The sequence below is a fragment of the Saccharothrix texasensis genome, assembly GCF_003752005.1.
GTDB classification, from domain to species: domain Bacteria; phylum Actinomycetota; class Actinomycetes; order Mycobacteriales; family Pseudonocardiaceae; genus Actinosynnema; species Actinosynnema texasense.
Genome location: NZ_RJKM01000001.1, coordinates 4893539 through 4911395, shown reverse-complemented (window position 1 = coordinate 4911395; position 17857 = coordinate 4893539). Strand labels below are relative to the sequence as shown.

Here is a 17857-nt window from a genome sequence, read left to right as displayed (position 1 = left end):
AATCGCCCACTTATTCTTGACAGTTGACGGTAGGTGACCCGGCGTGAGCAATCCTCGCCTACCCTACGTCGACCACGGCCGCCATTGGGTACCGAGGGGCTGGTCCGACCGGGCCAGCGCGTTCCTGCGGTCGCCGACCGCGCGTCCGCCGGCGGCTCCGTCAATTGTCGAACATCGCCCGCGGGTCGATCTTCAGAACTGGTAGTAGAGGAACGGGCTGAACGTGCCGCTGGCCACCAGGATCGCCGCGTAGCCCACGCCCACCGTCATCAGCGAGATCCTGGCCGCGGTGGCGATCTTGTCCCGGGAAGACTCCAGGTACGGCCCGCTCACCGGATGATCGGGCATTGCGACAATCGCCAGCGCGAGCACCAGCAGCACAATGCGCTGATTGGTCGCCGCGGCCGCGACCGCGTCGGTCAACCCGTCGAAATCCGGCAACAGCATGTGACCGATGATTGTGAACGCCGTACCGAGATCGGCGGATCTGAAGAACACCCAGCCGATTACCACGAGCAGCATGGTCAAGACCCGGCGGGCAATTCGGGTACGCGTAGTGACCGGCGCCGAATCCCAGCCGAATCGGCGTTCCAGCACGAGCAGCCCGCCGTGGAACACACCCCACACGAGGAACGTCCAGTTGGCCCCGTGCCAGAAACCGGTGAGCACGAAAACGATCGACAGGTTGCGGTAGGTCTGGAGCACGCCCCCGCGGTTGCCGCCCAGCGGGATGTAGACGTAGTCGCGGAACCAGCGCGACAGCGACATGTGCCAACGGCGCCAGAACTCGGTGATCGTGACCGACGAGTAGGGGCGGGCGAAGTTCTCCGGCAGCCGGAAGCCCAGCATCCGGCCCAGGCCGATGGCCATGTCGGAGTAGCCGGAGAAGTCGAAGTAGAGCTGGAGCGTGTAGCCGATCGCGCCGAGCCAGGCGATGGACGTGGTCATCTCGTCGGCCGGGGTGGCGAAGCAGGCGTCGACCATCGGCGCGAGCGAGTCGGCGATGATCACCTTCTTGCACAGGCCGAGGGCGAACCGGGGGAAGCCGGCCGCCACGTCGTCCCAGCGGTGCAGGCGCGGCTGCGGCAACTGGTCGGCGATCTCGCGGAACCGCACGATCGGGCCCGCCACGAGCTGCGGGAACATCGCGATGTAGGTGACGAACGCGACCGGCTCCCGCAGGGCCGGGCGCTCACCCCGGTACACGTCGACCACGTACGAGATGTGGTGGAAGGTGTAGAAGGAGATGCCGATCGGCAGCGCGAGCTCGACCACCGGCAGGTCGGCGCCGACGACGGCGGCGATGTCGTGCAGCTGCCCGGTGGCGAACCCGGCGTACTTCCAGACCAGCAGCACACCCAGGTTCAGCGCGATCGAGCCGACCAGCACCAGCCTGCGGTCACCCGGCGCACCCGGCTCCAGCCGCCGCCCGGCCAGGTAGTTGGCCACCATGCAGCCGAGCAGCAACAACGTCGTGCCGCCCGCGCCCGAGACGTAGAACAGCAGGCTCGCCACGGCGACCACGCCGTTGCGCCAGTTCCTGGGCGTGACGAGGACGGTCGCGAGCACGACCGGGAGGAAGAACCACAGGAACAACGGGCTGGCGAAGGACATCGCCGCAGACCTTATCCGCCGCTCACACCCCACCGGTCCCGATCTCCCACAAACAGCCCCACCTCACACCGCGCCACCCTGGAACCCCACCGCACGGGCCTCGACCGTTCGACTCGCAGGCCCCGACCCTCGCCGCACAGCCCTCTGCCGTTCGACTCGCAACCTCGAACGCCCGGCTGACGGCGATGATCATCCGACTCGCGGGGCCGGACATCCCCCGCCGGAGTTGTCCACAGGCCACCCCCCGACCGCCCGACATCGTCGGTCCGACCTGGCAGGATCAAAAACAGGGGTCCCCTGGGCGGGGACCCCTGCGCAGCCGGTGGTGTGGCTGGTCAGCCGTGAACGTCGAGGCGGTGCCGGCCGGCAACCGCAGGTGTCCCGGTCGGGCCGGCGTCCCCGGACCGGTGCTCCGGCGGGGATCACCCGAACGGTCCGAGGAGCGCACCGGCGGACGTGGCCGATCTCAGGTGCCCGAACCCACCCGGTCGACACCGGCCAAGTGCCGACCCCGGCGGGACCAGAGCAGGGGCCCCTCGGCGAGGGCCCCTGCGCAGCCGGTGGTGTGGCTGGTCAGCCGCGGAGCTCGAGGCGGCGGCGGCGGGCGATTTCGGCCAGGACGACGCCGGCGGCGACGGAGGCGTTCAGCGACTCCACGCCGGCGGACATGGGGATGGAGACCGTCTGGTCGCACGTCTCCTTGACCAGGCGGGAGAGGCCGCGGCCCTCGGAGCCGACCACGACGACCAGCGGGCCGGTGGCCAGGTCCAGGCCGTCCACGTCGACGTCGCCGTCCGCGTCCAGACCGATGATCATCAGGCCGGCGTCGGCCCACTCCTTGAGCTGGCGGGTCAGGTTGGTCGCCACCGCGATCGGCATCCGGGCCGCGGTGCCCGCGCTGGTCCGCCACGCGACGGCGGTGATCCCCGCCGACCGGCGCTGCGGCAGCACGACCCCGTGCGCGCCGAACGCCGCCGCCGACCGCACCACGGCGCCCAGGTTGCGGGGATCGGTCACCCCGTCCAGCGCCACCAGCAACGGCGGCCGGCCGGACTGGGTCGCGATCTTGAGCAGGTCGCGCGGCTCGGCGTACTCGTACGGCGGCACCTGGAGACCCAGTCCCTGGTGCATCGCGCCGCCGGTGATCCGGTCCAGCTCGCCGCGCTGCACCTCCAGCACGGAGATGCCGCGCGTCGCCGCGAGCTGCACCGCCTCGGCGACCCGGTCGTCCGCGTCGATGCCCAGCGCCACGTACAGCGCCGTCGCCGGGATGCCGGCGCGCAGGCACTCGACCACCGGGTTGCGCCCGGCCACGGTCTCCGGGCCGTTCTCGGCGGCCTTGCGCCGCTGCGAACGCACCTGCTCGGCCTTCGCCGCCGCGTTCGCCCGCTTGTAGGCGGGGTGGTTCGGCCGTTCGGTCGCCTTCGGCGTGGGGCCCTTGCCCTGCAGGCCCTTCGACTTCTGCCCGCCGGAACCGACGACCGCGCCCTTCTTGGAGCCGGGGTTGCGCATGGCGCCCCGGCGCTTGGAGTTACCAGCCACGAGCTCAGTCGTCCTTCAACGTCCACAACGGACCGTCGGGGGTGTCCTCGACGGCGATACCGGCCAGCAGCAGGTGATCGCGCAGCGCGTCCGCGCGCGCGAAGTCCCTGTCCTTGCGGGCCTGCGACCGCTCTTCCAACAGCCGCTCCACGAGCACGCCCAGCGCCCGCCCGCCCGCGCCACCGGCCGCGGCGTCGTGCCACAGCGGCGACAGCGGGTCCAGCCCGAGCAGGCCGGTCATCGCCCGCACCGACTCGGCGGCGGCACGCGCGCCCGGGTCGTCCCCGGACTCCAGGGCCGTGTTGCCCTCGCGCACCCGCTTGTGGATCGCGGCCAACGCGCCGGGCGTGCCCATGTCGTCGTCCATCGACGTCACGAACGCGGGCGACAGCTCGCCGTCCGCGCCGACGGCGCCCGTGCGCTCGACCACGCGCCGCAGGAACGACTCGATCCGGCGGTACGCCGACACCGACTCGTCCAACGCCTCGGGCGAGTACTCGATCGTCGACCGGTAGTGCGGGCCGACGAGGTAGTAGCGCAGCTCGGGCGCGCGGACCCGCTCCAGCATCGCCGGGATCGTCACCGTGTTGCCCAGCGACTTCGACATCTTCTCGCCGCTGAGCGTCACCCAGGCGTTGTGCATCCAGTAGCGGGAGAACCCGTCGCCGGCCGCGCGCGACTGCGCCTGCTCGTTCTCGTGGTGCGGGAAGATCAGGTCGATGCCGCCGCCGTGGATGTCGAACGTCCCGCCCAGGTACGCGGTCGCCATCGCCGAGCACTCCAGGTGCCAGCCCGGCCGGCCCGGACCCCACGGCGTCGGCCACGACGGCTCGCCCGGCTTCGCCGCCTTCCACAGCGTGAAGTCGCGCGGGTCGCGCTTGCCCGTCGCCGCGGACTCGCCCTGGTGCACCTCGTCCAGCTTCTGCCCGGACAGCGCCCCGTACTCGGGGAACGACGTCACCGAGAAGTACACGTCGCCGTCGGAGGCGTACGCGTGGCCCTTCTCGATCAGCCGGTCCATCAGCTCGACCATCTGCGTGACGTGGCCCGTCGCGCGCGGCGAGTAGGACGCGGGCAGGCAGCCCAGCACGTCGTAGGCGTCGTCGAACGCCCTTTCGTGCTGGTAGGCCCACTCCCACCACTCGGCGCCGTGCTCGGCGGCCTTGGTGAGGATCTTGTCGTCGATGTCCGTGACGTTGCGCACCAGCCGCACGGTCGAGCCGTCACGGCCCAGCCAGCGCCGCAGCACGTCGAAGTTGAGGCCGCTGCGCACGTGGCCGATGTGCGGAACGCCCTGCACCGTGGCCCCACAGACGTAGATCGACGCCGTTCCGCTGACCTGCGGGACGAACTCCCGCATCGACCGGGTCGCGGTGTCGAAAAGGTGGAGGCTCACGTGAAGATGGTACGGGCGTTGACCAGCCGGGGTTGAATCGCCCGGTCAAATGTGCTTGCGGAGCACCTGCAGCAGAGCTTCCGGGCGGCTCCCGGTCGGCAGCGGGTCGACGAACTCGACCTGGCACCCGATCGCCGCCGCGCCGCCGTCGGCCTCGGGGCTGTCGCCGATCATGAGGGCCTCGGTGGGGTGCACGCCGAGGCGGTCGCAGGCGATCCGGAACAGCTTCGGGTCCGGCTTGACGAAGCCCTCCTGGTAGGAGAGCACGAACTCGTCCACCCGGTTCTCGACGCCGTGCCGGGCGAAGACGGCGGAGATGTCCCACGCGATGTTGCTGACCACGGCGGTCGGCAGCTCGGTGCCCAGCGCCTGGGCGGTGTCCGGGTACGGCTGCCAGAACGGCGGGCTGCACAGGTCGGCGTAGAACTTGGCCGGGTCCTTCGCGCCCGCCTTCGTCAGCACGGCGAGGTGCATGTCGCGGTGCGCGTCGGGGTCGAGGTCGCGGCGTTCCCACTGCGCCTCGTCGAGGTCCAGCCCCTCCGCCAGGCCGACGGGCGCGGTGAGCGCCCGCAACAGCTCCGCGTGGGCGGCCAGCGAGTCGTGCTCCAAGCGGAACAGGGTGCCGGAGAAGTCGAAGAGCACGGCGCGGATCGTCACATAACGCACGTTACGTGGTCCGGACATCGGAGGTCTCGGGTATCCCGCAGACCGAGAGCAGCCTCACCGGACCGGCGTAGGCGCCGCCGCCGTCAAGCGGCGTTGCCGGTGACCCTGGTGGGGGTCAGGCGGAGCACCACGCGGACCCCGCCCGGCGCGTCGGCCGGGAAGTCCTCGCCCGTGTACTTGCGCGACAGGGAGTCCGCCAGGGCGCGGCCCTCGTCCTCGTCGATCGTCACGGTGCCGCGGACCTCCGCGTACACCTCCGGGTCGTCGTTGCTCCACACGCTGGCGCCGGCCCGCGCGTCACGGCGGAGGTTGCGCTCCTTCGCCCGGTCGCGCAACGTCGAGAACAGCAGGTCGTCACCGTCACGGGTGACCCACACCACCGATGTCTGCGGGCTGCCGTCCGCGTTGAGCGTGGCCAGGACGCAGTAGTTGCGCCCGTCGACCAGGGCCCGCGTCGCCGCGCTGAGGGTGACCGCCATGCGGGTCAGGCCAGTGGGACCAGCAGCGCGGTCGCCACGGCGGCGATGCCCTCGCCGCGCCCGGTCAGGCCCAGGCCGTCGGTGGTCGTGCCGCTGACCGACACCGGGCCGCCCACCGCCTCGGACAGCACCCGCTGCGCCTCGTCGCGGCGCTTGCCGATCTTCGGCGCGTTGCCGATGACCTGCACGGCCGCGTTGCCGACCCGGTAGCCGGCCTCCTCGACCAGGCGGCGCGCCTCGGCCAGGAACTCCACGCCGTGCCGCCCGGACCAGCGCGGGTCGCTCGTGCCGAACACCGCGCCGAGGTCGCCGAGCCCGGCGGCGGACAGCAGCGCGTCGCACAGCGCGTGCGCGGCCACGTCGCCGTCCGAGTGGCCGGCGCAGCCGTCCGCGTCGTCCCAGCGCAGGCCGGCCAGCCAGCACTCACGGCCGCGTTCCACTTGGTGGACGTCCGTGCCGATGCCCACTCTGGGGATCACGGTGCTCCTCGGGTGCCGACCAGCAGCGCCTCGGCCACGGCCAGGTCGAACTTCGTGGTGATCTTCATGGCGTCGGGGTGCCCGGGCACGGTGACGACCGGCACACCGAGCCGTTCGACCAGGCCCGCGTCGTCCGTGGCGCCCAGGCCGGCGTGGTGCGCGACCTCGTGGGCGCGCAGCAGCACGGCCGCGTCGAAGCCCTGCGGGGTCTGCACGACGCGCAGCGCCGCCCGGTCCGGTGTGGCGACCACCACGCCGTCCGCGTCGACCTGCTTGACCGTGTCCGCGACCGGCAGCACGGGGATGACGGCCGCGTGACCCGCGGCGACGGCGTCGACCACCGCGCCGACCACGGCGGGCGGCGTGAAGGCGCGGGCCGCGTCGTGGACGAGCACGATGGAAGTGTCGGGGATCTCACGCAGCGCGTACGTTAAGGCCAGGCGCACCGAGTCCGACCGCTCGGCGCCGCCGGCCACGACGTGCACCGCCCCGTCGGCTGGGGCCAACGGGGCGGTGACGGTACTCACAATGTCCACATCGGACGGCGGAGCGGCGATCACGACGTGCCGCACGCGACCGGAGTCGAACAGGCCGCGCACCGCGCGCACGAGCAGTGGAACGCCGTCGACCGGCACGAGCGCTTTGGGCATGCCATAGCCCAACCGCTCACCCCGGCCCGCCGCGGGCACGAGCGCGACCACACCCATGTTCGCGATGTCCGAGGTGGTGGGTGGAACGATCAGGACGCGGTAGCCAGGACCTCGTCGAGGAGCACTTCGGCCTTGTCCTCGTCGGTGCCCTCGGCCAGCGCCAGTTCGCTAACCAGTATCTGTCGAGCCTTCGCCAGCATCCGCTTCTCACCAGCGGACAGTCCGCGATCCTTCTCGCGCCGCCAGAGGTCGCGCACCACTTCGGCCACCTTGTTCACGTCACCGGACGCGAGCTTCTCCAGGTTGGCCTTGTACCGCCGGGACCAGTTGGTCGGCTCCTCCGTGTGGGGAGCACGCAAGACCTCGAAGACCTTGTCAAGACCCTCCTGGCCGACGACGTCACGAACGCCCACGATCTCGGCGTTGTCGGCGGGGACGCGAACCGTGAGGTCGCCCTGGGCGACCTTGAGGACGAGGTACTTCTTCTCCTCGCCCTTGATCACACGGGTCTCGATTGCTTCGATGAGAGCGGCACCGTGGTGCGGGTAGACGACGGTCTCTCCGACCTTGAAAACCATGTGTCCTCTGCCCCTTTCGCTAACCCCATCCTAACACGACGGGCAATCCCCTCATCGGCCTGTTGAGATCAGTTAGCGCTGGTCAGGGCCGCGTGGGGGGTTGACAAATCACCCGGTCGCATGCAACGCCCGTGGTCGATCTTGCTCCACTGTGGACGGGCGCGGCGGGGTCCCGGCCCGCTGTGGGGCACCACATGCCGCAGGTCCGGGGGCGCCCGGTTAGGCTCCTGGACTGGTGGTCGGACCCGCTACTACCGGGTACGACCCGCCTCGTCAGCACACCGGGAAGGGATCCGAGCAGCCGTGGGTCGCGCACTCCAGAAGTCACCAGCGCCGCGCCGCCTGGCCGTCGTGGCCGCCCTGGCGACCGGCCTCGGCTTGGTCGCCGCAGGTTGCAGCGCAGGTCAGATCACGCAGACGGACACCCAGGTGGCCGTCGTCAACGGGGCCAACGGGCAGGTCGGCGACATCGCCGTCCGCGACGCCCAGTTCCTGTTCCCGTCGGCGCACGGGTTCTACGAGGAGGGCGACGACGCGCCGATCGTGGTCGTGATCGCCAACAACGGCACCGCGGTGGACAAGCTGCTGGGTGCGACCAGCGAGTTCTCCGCGCCGGCCGAGATCACCGGCGACACCCGGTTGGAGCCGTCGTCGGCCATCGTCAGCGGCGCCGACCAGGACGACGCGGGCAGTCACGCCACGACGACGTCCAAGTCGGCGTCCTCGTCCGCGACCTCGGGCTCGCACGCGCCGTCGGACTCGCACGCCGCGACCACGACCACCACGACCACGCCGTCCGGCGCGGCCTCGGTGACGACCACCACGACGGGCACGACCACGTCGGGCAGCGGCACCTCCGTGTCGAGCCCGCCCACGACGGGCACGAAGCTGCCGTCGTCCGTCGACCCGACCGAGCCGGGCGTGGTGAAGATCGTGCTGAAGCGCCTGGCGAAGCCGCTGCGGCCGGGCCAGACGATCAAGGTCACGTTCCTGTTCGAGCAGGCCGGCGAAGTGACCCTGGAACTGCCGATCGGCGCCTCCCCGGAACCGCGCGTGGACGCGCCCTCGGAGCACTGACCGCACCACCGCACCGCAAGCCGCGCAGGGGTCCCCGCCCAGGGGACCCCTGCTTTTATTCTGCCCGCCGCCACCGGGAACGCCCAGGGGCGATCGGCGATCTGTGGACAGGAGGCGTGCGGCGCGGCCGCGTTCCGGGTGACGCGGGTCCACGTGGGACTGGCGGGCCCGCCGTCGCCGGAGGCCGGCACGTCCCGAGCCGGCGGGCACGAGCCGGCGGTGGGGTGTCGGGGGTGCCGGATAGCCTCCGTGTCGTGGCGAAGACAGCACGGGTGGCCAGGGCGACGTACCGGTGCGCCGAGTGCGGGCACGAGGTGGCCAAGTGGGTCGGGCGGTGCCCGGAGTGCCAGGCGTGGGGCACGGTGGAGGAGCGGGGCGCCTCGGCCGCTCCCCGGTTCCTCGCGGGCACGCCGAGCAGCGAGGCCCGGCCCATCGCGCAGGTCGACATCGAGTCCGCGCGGGCCGTCTCGACCGGTGTCCTGGAGCTGGACCGGGTCCTCGGCGGCGGCCTCGTGCCGGGCGCCGTGGTGCTGCTGGCGGGCGAGCCGGGCGTCGGCAAGTCGACGCTGCTCCTGGAGGTCGCCCACCAGTGGGCGCTGTCGGTCGGCCGCTGCCTCTACGTCACCGGCGAGGAGTCGGCGGGGCAGGTGCGGTTGCGGGCGGACCGGACCGGCAACCTGCACGACGAGATCTACCTGGCCGCCGAGAGCGACATCTCCGCCGTCCTCGGCCAGGTCGACGTGGTCAAGCCGAGCATGCTCATCGTCGACTCCGTGCAGACCATGTCCTCGCCGGCGGTGGACGGCGCGCCCGGCGGGGTCAGCCAGGTCCGCGCCGTCACGGCCGGCCTGATCGCGGTCGCCAAGGAACGCGGGCTGCCCGTCGTGCTGGTCGGCCACGTGACCAAGGACGGCTCGGTCGCCGGGCCGCGCGTGCTGGAGCACCTGGTGGACGTGGTGCTGCAGTTCGAGGGCGACCGGCACTCGTCGCTGCGCCTGCTGCGCGGCGTGAAGAACCGGTTCGGGCCCGCCGACGAGGTCGGCTGCTTCGAGCTGCGCGACGACGGCATCGCGGGCGTGCCCGACCCGTCGGGCCTGTTCCTGCACCGCCGCGACCAGGCGGTGTCCGGCACCGCCGTCACGGTCGTCGTGGAGGGCAAGCGGCCCATGCTGGGCGAGGTGCAGGCGCTGGTCACGCCGACCGCGCTGCCCGCGCCGCGACGAGCGGTGAGCGGGCTCGACTCGGCCCGCCTCGCCATGGTCCTCGCGGTGCTGGAGAAGCGCGGCCGGGTCGGGCTGGGCAACAAGGACGTGTTCACCGCCACCGTCGGCGGGATGCGGCTCGTCGAGCCCGCGGTGGACCTCGCGGTGGCGCTGGCGGTCGCCTCGGCGGCCACCGACCTGCCCCTGCCGCACGACCTGGTCGTGGTCGGCGAGGTCGGCCTGTCGGGGGAGCTGCGCCGCGTCAACGGCGTCGGCCGCCGCCTCACCGAGGCCGCCCGGCTCGGCTTCACCAAGGCCCTCGTGCCGCCGGACGCCGGCCCGCTGCCGCAGGGCACGCGCGCGCTCGTCGCCACCGACCTGCACGAGGCCCTGACCCTGCTCAAGCTCCTGAAATAGCGGAAACGGCGCCCCCGCGGCCCGGGGACGCCGTTTCCGGTGGGCCGACGCCTACTTGCCTGCCGCCAGCAGCTGCGCGCAGCGGATCAGGCCGAGGTGGCTGTAGGCCTGCGGGTGGTTGCCCAGGGAGCGCTCCGCGATCGGGTCGTACTCCTCGGGCAGCAGACCGGTGGGCCCGGCCGCGTCCACCATCTGCGCGAACAGCTCCTCGGCCTCGGTGCGCCGACCGGTGAGCAGGTAGGACTCGATCATCCACGCCGCGCACAGGTGGAAGCCGCCCTCGTCGCCGGGCAGGCCGTCGTCACGCCGGTACCGGTACACCGTGGAACCGGACCGCAGCTCGGCCTCGATCGCGGTCACGGTGGCCTGGAACCGGTCGTCCGTCGGGTCGATCAACCCGGACAGGCCGACGTGCAGCGACGCCGCGTCCAGGTCGTCGCCGTCGTAGGCGGTGGTGAACGACTGCGCTTCCTCGCTCCACCCGTGCTTGAGCACGTCGTTGGAGATGGTGTCGCGCAGCACCGGCCACGACGGGTCGATCTCCCGGCCGTAGGTCTCGGCGAGCCGCACCGCCCGGTCCAGCGTCACCCAGCACATGACCTTGGAGTACACGTGGTGGCGCGGCGCGTGCCGCTCCTCCCAGATGCCGTGGTCGGGCTCGTGCCAGCGGCGGGCGACCGCCTCGGCCATCGCCTGCACCATCAGCCAGTCCTGGTCGGTCAACGAGCCGCGCGCGGCGGCCAGCTGCACGACCAGGTCCACCACCGGGCCGAACACGTCCAGCTGCACCTGCTGGTTGGCGAGGTTGCCGACGCGCACCGGCCGCGACCCGGCGTACCCGGGCAGCGTGTCGATGACGGCCTCGGCGCCGAGCATGGTGCCCTGCAACGTGTACAGCGGGTGCAGCCGCTCCGGACCGGGCAGGGTCGACAGCACCCCGTGCACCCACCCCAGGAACGCCTCCGCCTCGCCGATCGACCCGACCGACACCAGGGCCTGCGCGGTCAGCGCCGCGTCGCGCAGCCAGCAGTACCGGTAGTCCCAGTTCCGGATGCCGCCCAGCTCCTCGGGCAGCGAGGTGGTGGCGGCGGCCATGATCGCGCCGGTGTCGTGGTGCACCAGGCCCTTCAACGTCAACGCCGACCGCAGCACCAGGTCCGACTCGACCTGGGGCAGCTTCAACGTCGCCGCCCAGTCCGACCAGAACGCGCCGGCCCGCGCCCGCCGCTCCGGCTCGCCGAGCGTGGCCTCGGACAGGTCGTCCGTGCCGCAGCGCAGCTCCAGCAGGATCGGCGCGCCCTCGCGGGGCCGCACGACCGCCGTGGCGGTCTCCTGGATGCCGTCGGAGGTGATCTGCCAGTCGACGCCGGGGGAGCGCAGCACCATCGGGTCCGAGGTGCCGACGACCCGCAGGCCGTCGCGCTCGCGCAGCAGCCGCACCGGCACCTGGCCGAACTCGGGCCGCGGCGCGAACGTGATCACCGCGTTGGTCGAGCCGGAGACGCGCCGCACCAGGTCGGTGCGGTGCGAGGCCAGGTCGTGGTCGAGGTAGTCGGTGACGAGCAGCCGCGACCAGCGGGTCTCCACGATCATCGTGCCCGGCACGTACCGCTGGCCCAGGGGCAGCGAGCCGTGCTCGGGCTTGATCGAGAAGTGGCCCGCGGCGGGCCCGCCGAGCAGGTCGGCGAACACCGCCGCCGAGTCCGGCTCCGGGTGGCACAGCCAGTTCAGCCGCGCGTCGGGGGTGAGCAGGGCGACGGACCGCTCGTTGGCGAGCATGGTCAGCCGCTCGATCGGCACGGCCTGGTCGCCGTGCAGCCAGGCCCGCCGCTCTTCCAGCAGGAACGCCAGCACGGTGGCCACGTCGACGCTGTCGGCGACGGAGTACTCGGCCAGCGACTCGCCGTCGCCGACCTTGATGCCGACGTCGGGCCCGGTCAGCCGGGCGAACGCCTTCTCGTCGGTCACGTCGTCGCCGACGAACACGGCCGCGGTCGCCGACGCGCGGTGCCGCAGGACGTCCAGGGCGTGGCCCTTGTCCGTCTGCACCACGGCCAGCTCGATCACGGCCTTGCCCTCGGTGACCTGCACACCGTCCCACGTGGCCGGTCCGGTGCGCACGGCGTGGAGAACCCGCTCCCCCACGGCGGGGTCGGCACGGCGAACGTGCACCGCGATGCTCGCGGGTTTCACTTCCAGGCCGACGCCTTCGTGGCCGGCGACGACCCCTTCCAGTTCTGTTTCCAGGCGACGGTGCAGTTGCTTCGCGTCAGCGTCCAGCGCGTGCACGAAACCGACGTCGAACTCGGATCCGTGCGAACCCACCAGGTGCACCTCGGACGGCAGGCGCGACAGGGTCGCCAGGTCGCGCAGAGCGCGCCCGGAGATCACCGCGGCCGTCGTCTCGTGCAGACCGGCCAGGGAGCGCAACGCGCCCACCGACTCGGGCAGCGGGCGGGCGTCCTCTGGGTTGGCCACGATCGGAGCCAATGTCCCGTCGTAGTCGCAGGCGACCAGCAGGCGCGGTGTGCGTGCCAACTGCACGATCGCACGACGAAGTTCGGCGGGGAGGGCCTCGGCGGTCAACGCCCCTCCTCAATGCTCGGTGGGACAAGGGTCGGTAAAAGTCGGTCTGAACTGATTCAGATCGTGGACTGCGTGCCCAAGGCATCAAGAAACGATCGAGCCCAGCGGTCGACGTCGTGCGTGAGGACTTGGCGGCGCAGCGCGCGCATCCTACGGCGACCTTCGGCCGGATCGAGCGTGAGGGCGGCTTCCAGGGCGTTCTTCACGCCGTCAAGGTCGTGAGGGTTGACGAGGAACGCGCTCGTGAGCTCGGCCGCCGCGCCGGCGAATTCGGAGAGCACCAGCGCGCCGCCGAGGTCGTAGCGCGTGGCGACGTACTCCTTGCAGACCAGGTTCATGCCGTCGCGCACCGGGGTCACGACCATGACGTCGGCGGCGGTCATGAACGCGGTCAGCTCACGCCGGTTGACCGATTGGTGCAGGTAGTGGACCACGGGGTGGCCCACGGTGGAGAACTCGCCGTTGATCCGGCCGACCGCCTGCTCGATCTCCCCCCGCATCTGCTTGTAGTGCTCGACGCGTTCGCGGCTGGGCGTGGCGAGCTGCACCATGGTCACCTCGCCGGGGTCGACCCGGCCGTCGGCGAGGAGTTCGTGCAACGCGCGCAGCCGCACGTCGATGCCCTTGGTGTAGTCGAGGCGGTCCACACCGAGCAGGATCTTCTTCGGATTCCCGAGGTCTTCGCGGATTTGTTTCGCGTGTTTTTGGACTTCTTTGTCGCGGGCGAGCGCGTCGAGACCCGCCGAGTCGATAGAGATCGGAAATGCCCCGACCCGCACGGTGCGGTCCCCGACCTGGACGACACCGGGCCTCGTGCGCACGCCGACCGCGCCCCGGCTGGGCTCCAGGCCGACCAGGCGGCGGGCCAGCCAGAGGAAGTTCTGCGCGCCGCCGGGCCGGTGGAAGCCGACCAGGTCCGCGCCCAGCAGGCCGCGGATGATCTCCGTGCGCCACGGCAGCTGCATGAACAGCTCCACCGGCGGGAACGGGATGTGCAGGAAGAAGCCGATGCGCAGGTCCGGTCGCAGCTCCCGCAGCATGGCCGGCACGAGCTGGAGCTGGTAGTCCTGCACCCAGACGGTGGCGCCCTGGGCGGCGACCTTCGCGGTCACGTCGGCGAACCGCTGGTTGACCCGCACGTAGGCGTTCCACCAGCGCCGGTGGAACGCGGGCGGCGCGACCACGTCGTGGTAGAGCGGCCACAGCGTGCCGTTGGAGAAGCCCTCGTAGTAGTCGGCGACCTCGGTGGAGCTCAACGCCACCGGGTGCAGTTGGAGGCCGTCCTCCTCGAACGCGTCCACGTCGGCGTCGGCGACGCCGGGCCAGCCGACCCAGGCGCCGCTGTGCGTGCGCAGGAACGGCTCCAGGGCGGTGACCAGGCCACCGGGGCTGTGCTTCCAGCGTTGCGTGCCATCGGGCAGGCGCTCCAGGTCAACCGGCAGGCGGTTGGCCACGACCAGGAAATCCGCGCCGTTCTCGCCAATGCTGCTCACCGGGTAGCGCCTCCTAAGGATTCGTCTCGCCCACCGTCGAGGTTAGTGGGAACGTGCAGGTTGGATGCCCTGTCGTCAGCCCCGTCACACTGTGTTGACTTGACGAAAGTCCGTCAGGTGGGCGATCTCACGTGGAAATGCGGTGTTCAGCCGCTCAGCGCCGGGAACGGGCCGCCAGCCGGCCGAGACCGGTGCGCACCGGCCGACCCAGATGTTCACCCAGGACGACGCCGCTCGCGAGCGCGAGGGCGGTGCCGGCGGCCAGCACGAGGGTCGACAGGCCGGCCGGGTCACCCTCGGCGGTGAACTGGTACAGGCCCCGGTAGGTGGTCCAGCCGGGCAGCAGCGGCACCATGCCGGCCGTCGCGACGAGCAGGGGCGGCGTGCGCAGCCGGCGGGAGACGACCTTGCCGAGGAAGCCGACCGCGGTGGCCGCGGCGACGGCGGAGGTGATGGTGTTCGTGCCGACGAGGACGAGCAGGCGGTAACCGGTCGTGCCCACCGCGCCCGCGAGGGCGGCCATCGGCAGCGCCCGGACCGGCGCGTAGCCGGCCAGGGCGAAGCACGCGGAGGTCGCCGCGCCCGCCGCGAACTGCGTCGGCACCTCGGAGATCAGCGGCGGCAGCGGGTCGGCGATGCTCGTCCGCACGCCGAACTGCACACCGGCGCGCAGCGTCAGCGTGATGCCCGCGATGAGCCCCGCGGTGAGCAGCGTGATCTCCACCGTGCGGCCGGCGGCGGTGACGTGGTAGCCGGTGATGGCGTCCTGCACGGTGCCGACCAGCGACAACCCCGACAGCAGCACCACGATCCCGGTGGCGATCAACAACGACGGCCGCGCGGCCGGCAGCAGGTCCGTCGCGTACATCGCCACCGCCACCGAGGTGGCCAGGGCCCCGCCCACCACCTGCTGGAAGAAGAACGGCAGCCCGCGCCGGTTCAGGACCCGGCCCACCCGGTCGATCAGCGCCGTGACGACGGCCGCCGTCGCCGCCAACGACGGTCCGCCGCCGACCAGGAACGCCACCGCCGCCGCCATGCCCGCCCACGCCGCCGTGGCCACCCAACGGGGGTACGGGTGGTCGGCCCGGCTGATCCGCTCGATCTCGGCGGACGCGTCCCCGGCCGTGACGCCCCCGGAGGTGATCCGCCGGATCAGGTCCTCCACGGCGGCGAGCCGGGTGTAGTCGACGCTGCGGCCGCGCACCACGCGCATGGTCGTCACGGGCGCGGTCTCCGTGCCCCGGTGGCACGAGACGGTGATCGACGTGTAGATCACGTCGACCTCGGTGTTCGGCAGGCCGTACGCGGTGGTGACCGCGAGGATCGTGGCCGTCACGTCGGCCACCCCCGCCCCGCCGGCCATCTGCGCCTCGCCGACGCGCAACGCCAGGTCGAGCACCAGGTGCACGGTCGAGTCGTCCGGAGGGGACGGACCCTCGACCGGTCGTGCCCGATCGGTGTGCTGGAACCGCCCGCGCCACCGGCGCACCCGGCGTCACCTCCCTCGCTCACCCGACCGCCACGCCCGACCGTGTCGCATTCGAGGCTGTGTCCTGCGCCACCCCTGGACGGGGGACCTGGACCAGGTGAGTCGATCACTGTGCGTTCATTACTGTTGATGGCCCTGGCCAGCGGTTTTACGGGTCGCCAGGGCCACCCGGACGGTACCGGGGACCTCCGGACGGACCAACGCGGGGCCACCGTGAGCAGACCGTTCGCCGCAGGTGGCACCCCCTGCGGGCGCTTACGATGTTCCAGGCCTCCGGGCCGCGCCGGTGTAGCTCAATTGGCAGAGCACTCGCCTTGTAAGCGAAAGGTTAGGGGTTCAAGTCCCCTCACCGGCTCCACGCAGCTCGGCCCTGACCGTGAAAAGCCTGGTCAGGCCGTTGGTTCATGATCATACCGCCTCTCCGGCCCCTCTCGCGCGGGCCGAGGGCTCGTGGGCCACCGTCCACGATGCCGCCGCGGAGACGTGGTCGAGTTCACCGGCGGCGTCCCGCCGAAGCCGTCCGGACGTGGTCGCGGCCCGTGCCGGGCAGGCACGGGCCGCGACCCGCTCAGGCGCGGTGCTACTCGCGGTCGGTGATGACCTGGTAGGCGACGCCGCCGTGGTCCTCGCCCTCGACGAACTGGACGAGGTTCGTCAGGTACTCGCCCGGCGCCTCCGGGGTGAAGGTGAGCTCCGCGGTGAACCGCTCACCCGGCAGGAGCGGCACGCCGAACAGCGCCGCGCGCTTCGGGTCGAGCTGGAACGCGGTCTCGCCGACCTGCTTCACGCCCTCGGCCTGGCCGCCGCCGGCGCGCCAGCGCTCGAACAGGCGCGGGCCGAGGTCGATCACCACGGTGCCCGCCACCGGCTTCTCACCGGTCAGCACGAGGTCGGTCCTGACCTCCCGCTCGGTCCCGTTGCCCAGCGCGAACCAGCCCTTCACCGGCTGGAACACCTTGCCCCGCACGGTGACCAGGTTCTTCCACGCGATGTTGTTGTTGTTCTTGGTGTTCAGCGCGGTGTTGGAGCCCTCGGCGAAGGTCATCGGGTCCGTCGCCGACACCCAGCGCGCCAGCAGGCAGAAGTGGCCGGGCCCCGGGACGCTCGTCCACGGGATCTTCGCCACCGTGCCGCCGGTGGGCACGGTCAGCGACTGCTGGCCGATGGAGACCCAGTCGCCGTTGGTGACGTTGTTCCACGTCGTGCCGCCACCGGTGGGCGTGCGGTAGACCTTCAGCGTGCCGGTGCTCGCGGCGGAGGCGTTGTTCAGCCGCACGTGGATGATGTTCGTCGCGCCGACGACCGGCTGGATGCCCGCGCAGTCCGCGGTGGTGGGGCAGACCTTGATGTCCGGGCTGTTCCACACCGTCCCGTTCGGGTTCGGCTCGGCGCCCGTGTCGGTCACCTGGTCGCGGATGACCACGTCGGTCTGCCGGCAGTCCGACAGGAGCTTGCGGATCGCGTCCGCCGTGCCCGCGCCCGCGGCCGTCGTCTGCGTGAACACGCCGCCGGTCGTGGAGGCGTAGTTCTGCATGATCGGCGTGATCACCGGCGTGTAGGTGGCCGACGTCGGCACGTACACCGGCGAGATCTTGATGCCCTTGCCGAGGGCGTCGTTCGCCCGCTGCGCGGCGTTCGCGACGTCCACCGCCGCGTGCACGTTGTCGAACCCGCCGGGACGGGCGTCGGTCACCAGCACCACGAACTTCATCGCGTTCGACCGCCACAGGCCGCCGAAGTCGACGTTCTGCGGGCGGCCGGCCGCGGGGAGGTTGTTCACGACCGTGTTCAACGCCTCGTCGGACGCCTCCGGCTCGCTGCCGCCCGCGCTCGCGGCGAGGGTGTTGGTGACGTAGCTCGTCACGGCCGCCGCGTTGCCGGGCGCGAGGGTGTTGTGGACGGTGATGTTGTCCTTGAACGTGACCAGGCCGAGCCGGTAGTCCCCGCCGGACGCCGCGACGACGTCGCCCACGATGGCGTTGATGCCGGTCTTGAGGTTCGCGATGGCCCCGCCCATGCTGCCGGTGTCGTCGAGGACGAACGCGACGTCGAGGGGGCCGCACGGTGCGGCCGCGGGGGCAGGGGCGGCCACCGCGGGGGAGGTGAGCTGGACGGCTGAGGCGGTCAGGGCGGCGACGGCTAACAGCGTGCCGCGTCTGAGTGAGCGACGCATGTGATCTTCTTCC

14 protein-coding genes and 1 tRNA gene are annotated in these 17857 nt (G+C 71.8%); 3 read left to right on the top strand and 12 right to left on the bottom strand.

Translation table 11 applies throughout. The annotated features are described in order from the left end of the window. Positions 1–192: 192 nt before the first annotated feature. The 8 genes from EDD40_RS21095 to EDD40_RS21060 form a co-directional block, all read right to left on the bottom strand. Positions 193–1614, bottom strand: a complete 1422-nt coding sequence (locus EDD40_RS21095) for an MBOAT family O-acyltransferase (RefSeq protein ID WP_123744456.1) — start codon at positions 1612–1614, stop codon at positions 193–195. Between the two features lie 573 nt (positions 1615–2187). Beyond that, positions 2188–3156 (bottom strand): 23S rRNA (guanosine(2251)-2'-O)-methyltransferase RlmB, encoded by a 969-nt coding sequence (gene rlmB / locus EDD40_RS21090; protein WP_123744455.1) that lies wholly within the window; start codon positions 3154–3156, stop codon positions 2188–2190. 4 nt (positions 3157–3160) lie between these two features. Beyond that, on the bottom strand, positions 3161–4552 hold the full coding sequence (cysS, locus tag EDD40_RS21085) for a cysteine--tRNA ligase (RefSeq protein ID WP_123744454.1): 1392 nt from the start codon (positions 4550–4552) through the stop codon (positions 3161–3163). A 45-nt stretch (positions 4553–4597) separates the two neighbouring features. Beyond that, positions 4598–5209 (bottom strand): HAD family hydrolase, encoded by a 612-nt coding sequence (locus EDD40_RS21080; protein WP_123744453.1) that lies wholly within the window; start codon positions 5207–5209, stop codon positions 4598–4600. A 92-nt stretch (positions 5210–5301) separates the two neighbouring features. Then, positions 5302–5697 carry a PPOX class F420-dependent oxidoreductase gene (locus tag EDD40_RS21075; RefSeq protein WP_123744452.1) on the bottom strand — a complete coding sequence of 132 codons (396 nt, stop codon included), beginning with the start codon at positions 5695–5697 and terminating at the stop codon, positions 5302–5304. A gap of 5 nt (positions 5698–5702) precedes the next feature. After that, positions 5703–6176 (bottom strand): 2-C-methyl-D-erythritol 2,4-cyclodiphosphate synthase, encoded by a 474-nt coding sequence (ispF, locus tag EDD40_RS21070; RefSeq protein WP_170185154.1) that lies wholly within the window; start codon positions 6174–6176, stop codon positions 5703–5705. Continuing rightward, entirely contained in the window at positions 6173–6883 is a 711-nt protein-coding gene (gene ispD, locus EDD40_RS21065; RefSeq protein WP_123744451.1) for a 2-C-methyl-D-erythritol 4-phosphate cytidylyltransferase, read from the bottom strand. Before ispD ends, ispF begins: the two co-directional genes overlap by 4 nt. Before the next feature lie 32 nt (positions 6884–6915). Then, positions 6916–7404, bottom strand: a complete 489-nt coding sequence (locus EDD40_RS21060) for a CarD family transcriptional regulator (protein ID WP_012782996.1) — start codon at positions 7402–7404, stop codon at positions 6916–6918. A 303-nt stretch (positions 7405–7707) separates the two neighbouring features. On the opposite strand from EDD40_RS21060, the gene EDD40_RS21055 reads away from it, so the two are divergent. Both EDD40_RS21055 and radA read left to right on the top strand, forming a co-directional pair. Continuing rightward, the gene (locus tag EDD40_RS21055) at positions 7708–8481 is read left to right on the top strand and encodes a copper chaperone PCu(A)C domain-containing protein (protein WP_148088848.1); all 774 of its coding nucleotides are present in this window, start codon (positions 7708–7710) and stop codon (positions 8479–8481) included. Between the two features lie 254 nt (positions 8482–8735). Continuing rightward, positions 8736–10100, top strand: coding sequence for a DNA repair protein RadA (radA, locus tag EDD40_RS21050; RefSeq protein ID WP_123744449.1), 1365 nt, complete (start codon positions 8736–8738; stop codon positions 10098–10100). A gap of 51 nt (positions 10101–10151) precedes the next feature. On the opposite strand, the gene otsB is transcribed toward radA, so the two are convergent. The 3 genes from otsB to EDD40_RS21035 form a co-directional block, all read right to left on the bottom strand. Beyond that, on the bottom strand, positions 10152–12686 hold the full coding sequence (gene otsB / locus EDD40_RS21045) for a trehalose-phosphatase (protein WP_123744448.1): 2535 nt from the start codon (positions 12684–12686) through the stop codon (positions 10152–10154). A gap of 56 nt (positions 12687–12742) precedes the next feature. After that, positions 12743–14179, bottom strand: coding sequence for an alpha,alpha-trehalose-phosphate synthase (UDP-forming) (locus EDD40_RS21040; RefSeq protein ID WP_123744447.1), 1437 nt, complete (start codon positions 14177–14179; stop codon positions 12743–12745). A gap of 154 nt (positions 14180–14333) precedes the next feature. Then, entirely contained in the window at positions 14334–15671 is a 1338-nt protein-coding gene (locus tag EDD40_RS21035; RefSeq protein ID WP_123744446.1) for a threonine/serine exporter family protein, read from the bottom strand. 282 nt (positions 15672–15953) lie between these two features. Between EDD40_RS21035 and EDD40_RS21030 the strand changes: the two genes are divergently transcribed. Continuing rightward, positions 15954–16029 (top strand) — tRNA-Thr (locus EDD40_RS21030). Between the two features lie 222 nt (positions 16030–16251). On the opposite strand, the gene EDD40_RS21025 is transcribed toward EDD40_RS21030, so the two are convergent. Further along, positions 16252–17844 (bottom strand): vWA domain-containing protein, encoded by a 1593-nt coding sequence (locus EDD40_RS21025; protein ID WP_123744445.1) that lies wholly within the window; start codon positions 17842–17844, stop codon positions 16252–16254. Between the last annotated feature and the right edge of the window lie 13 nt (positions 17845–17857).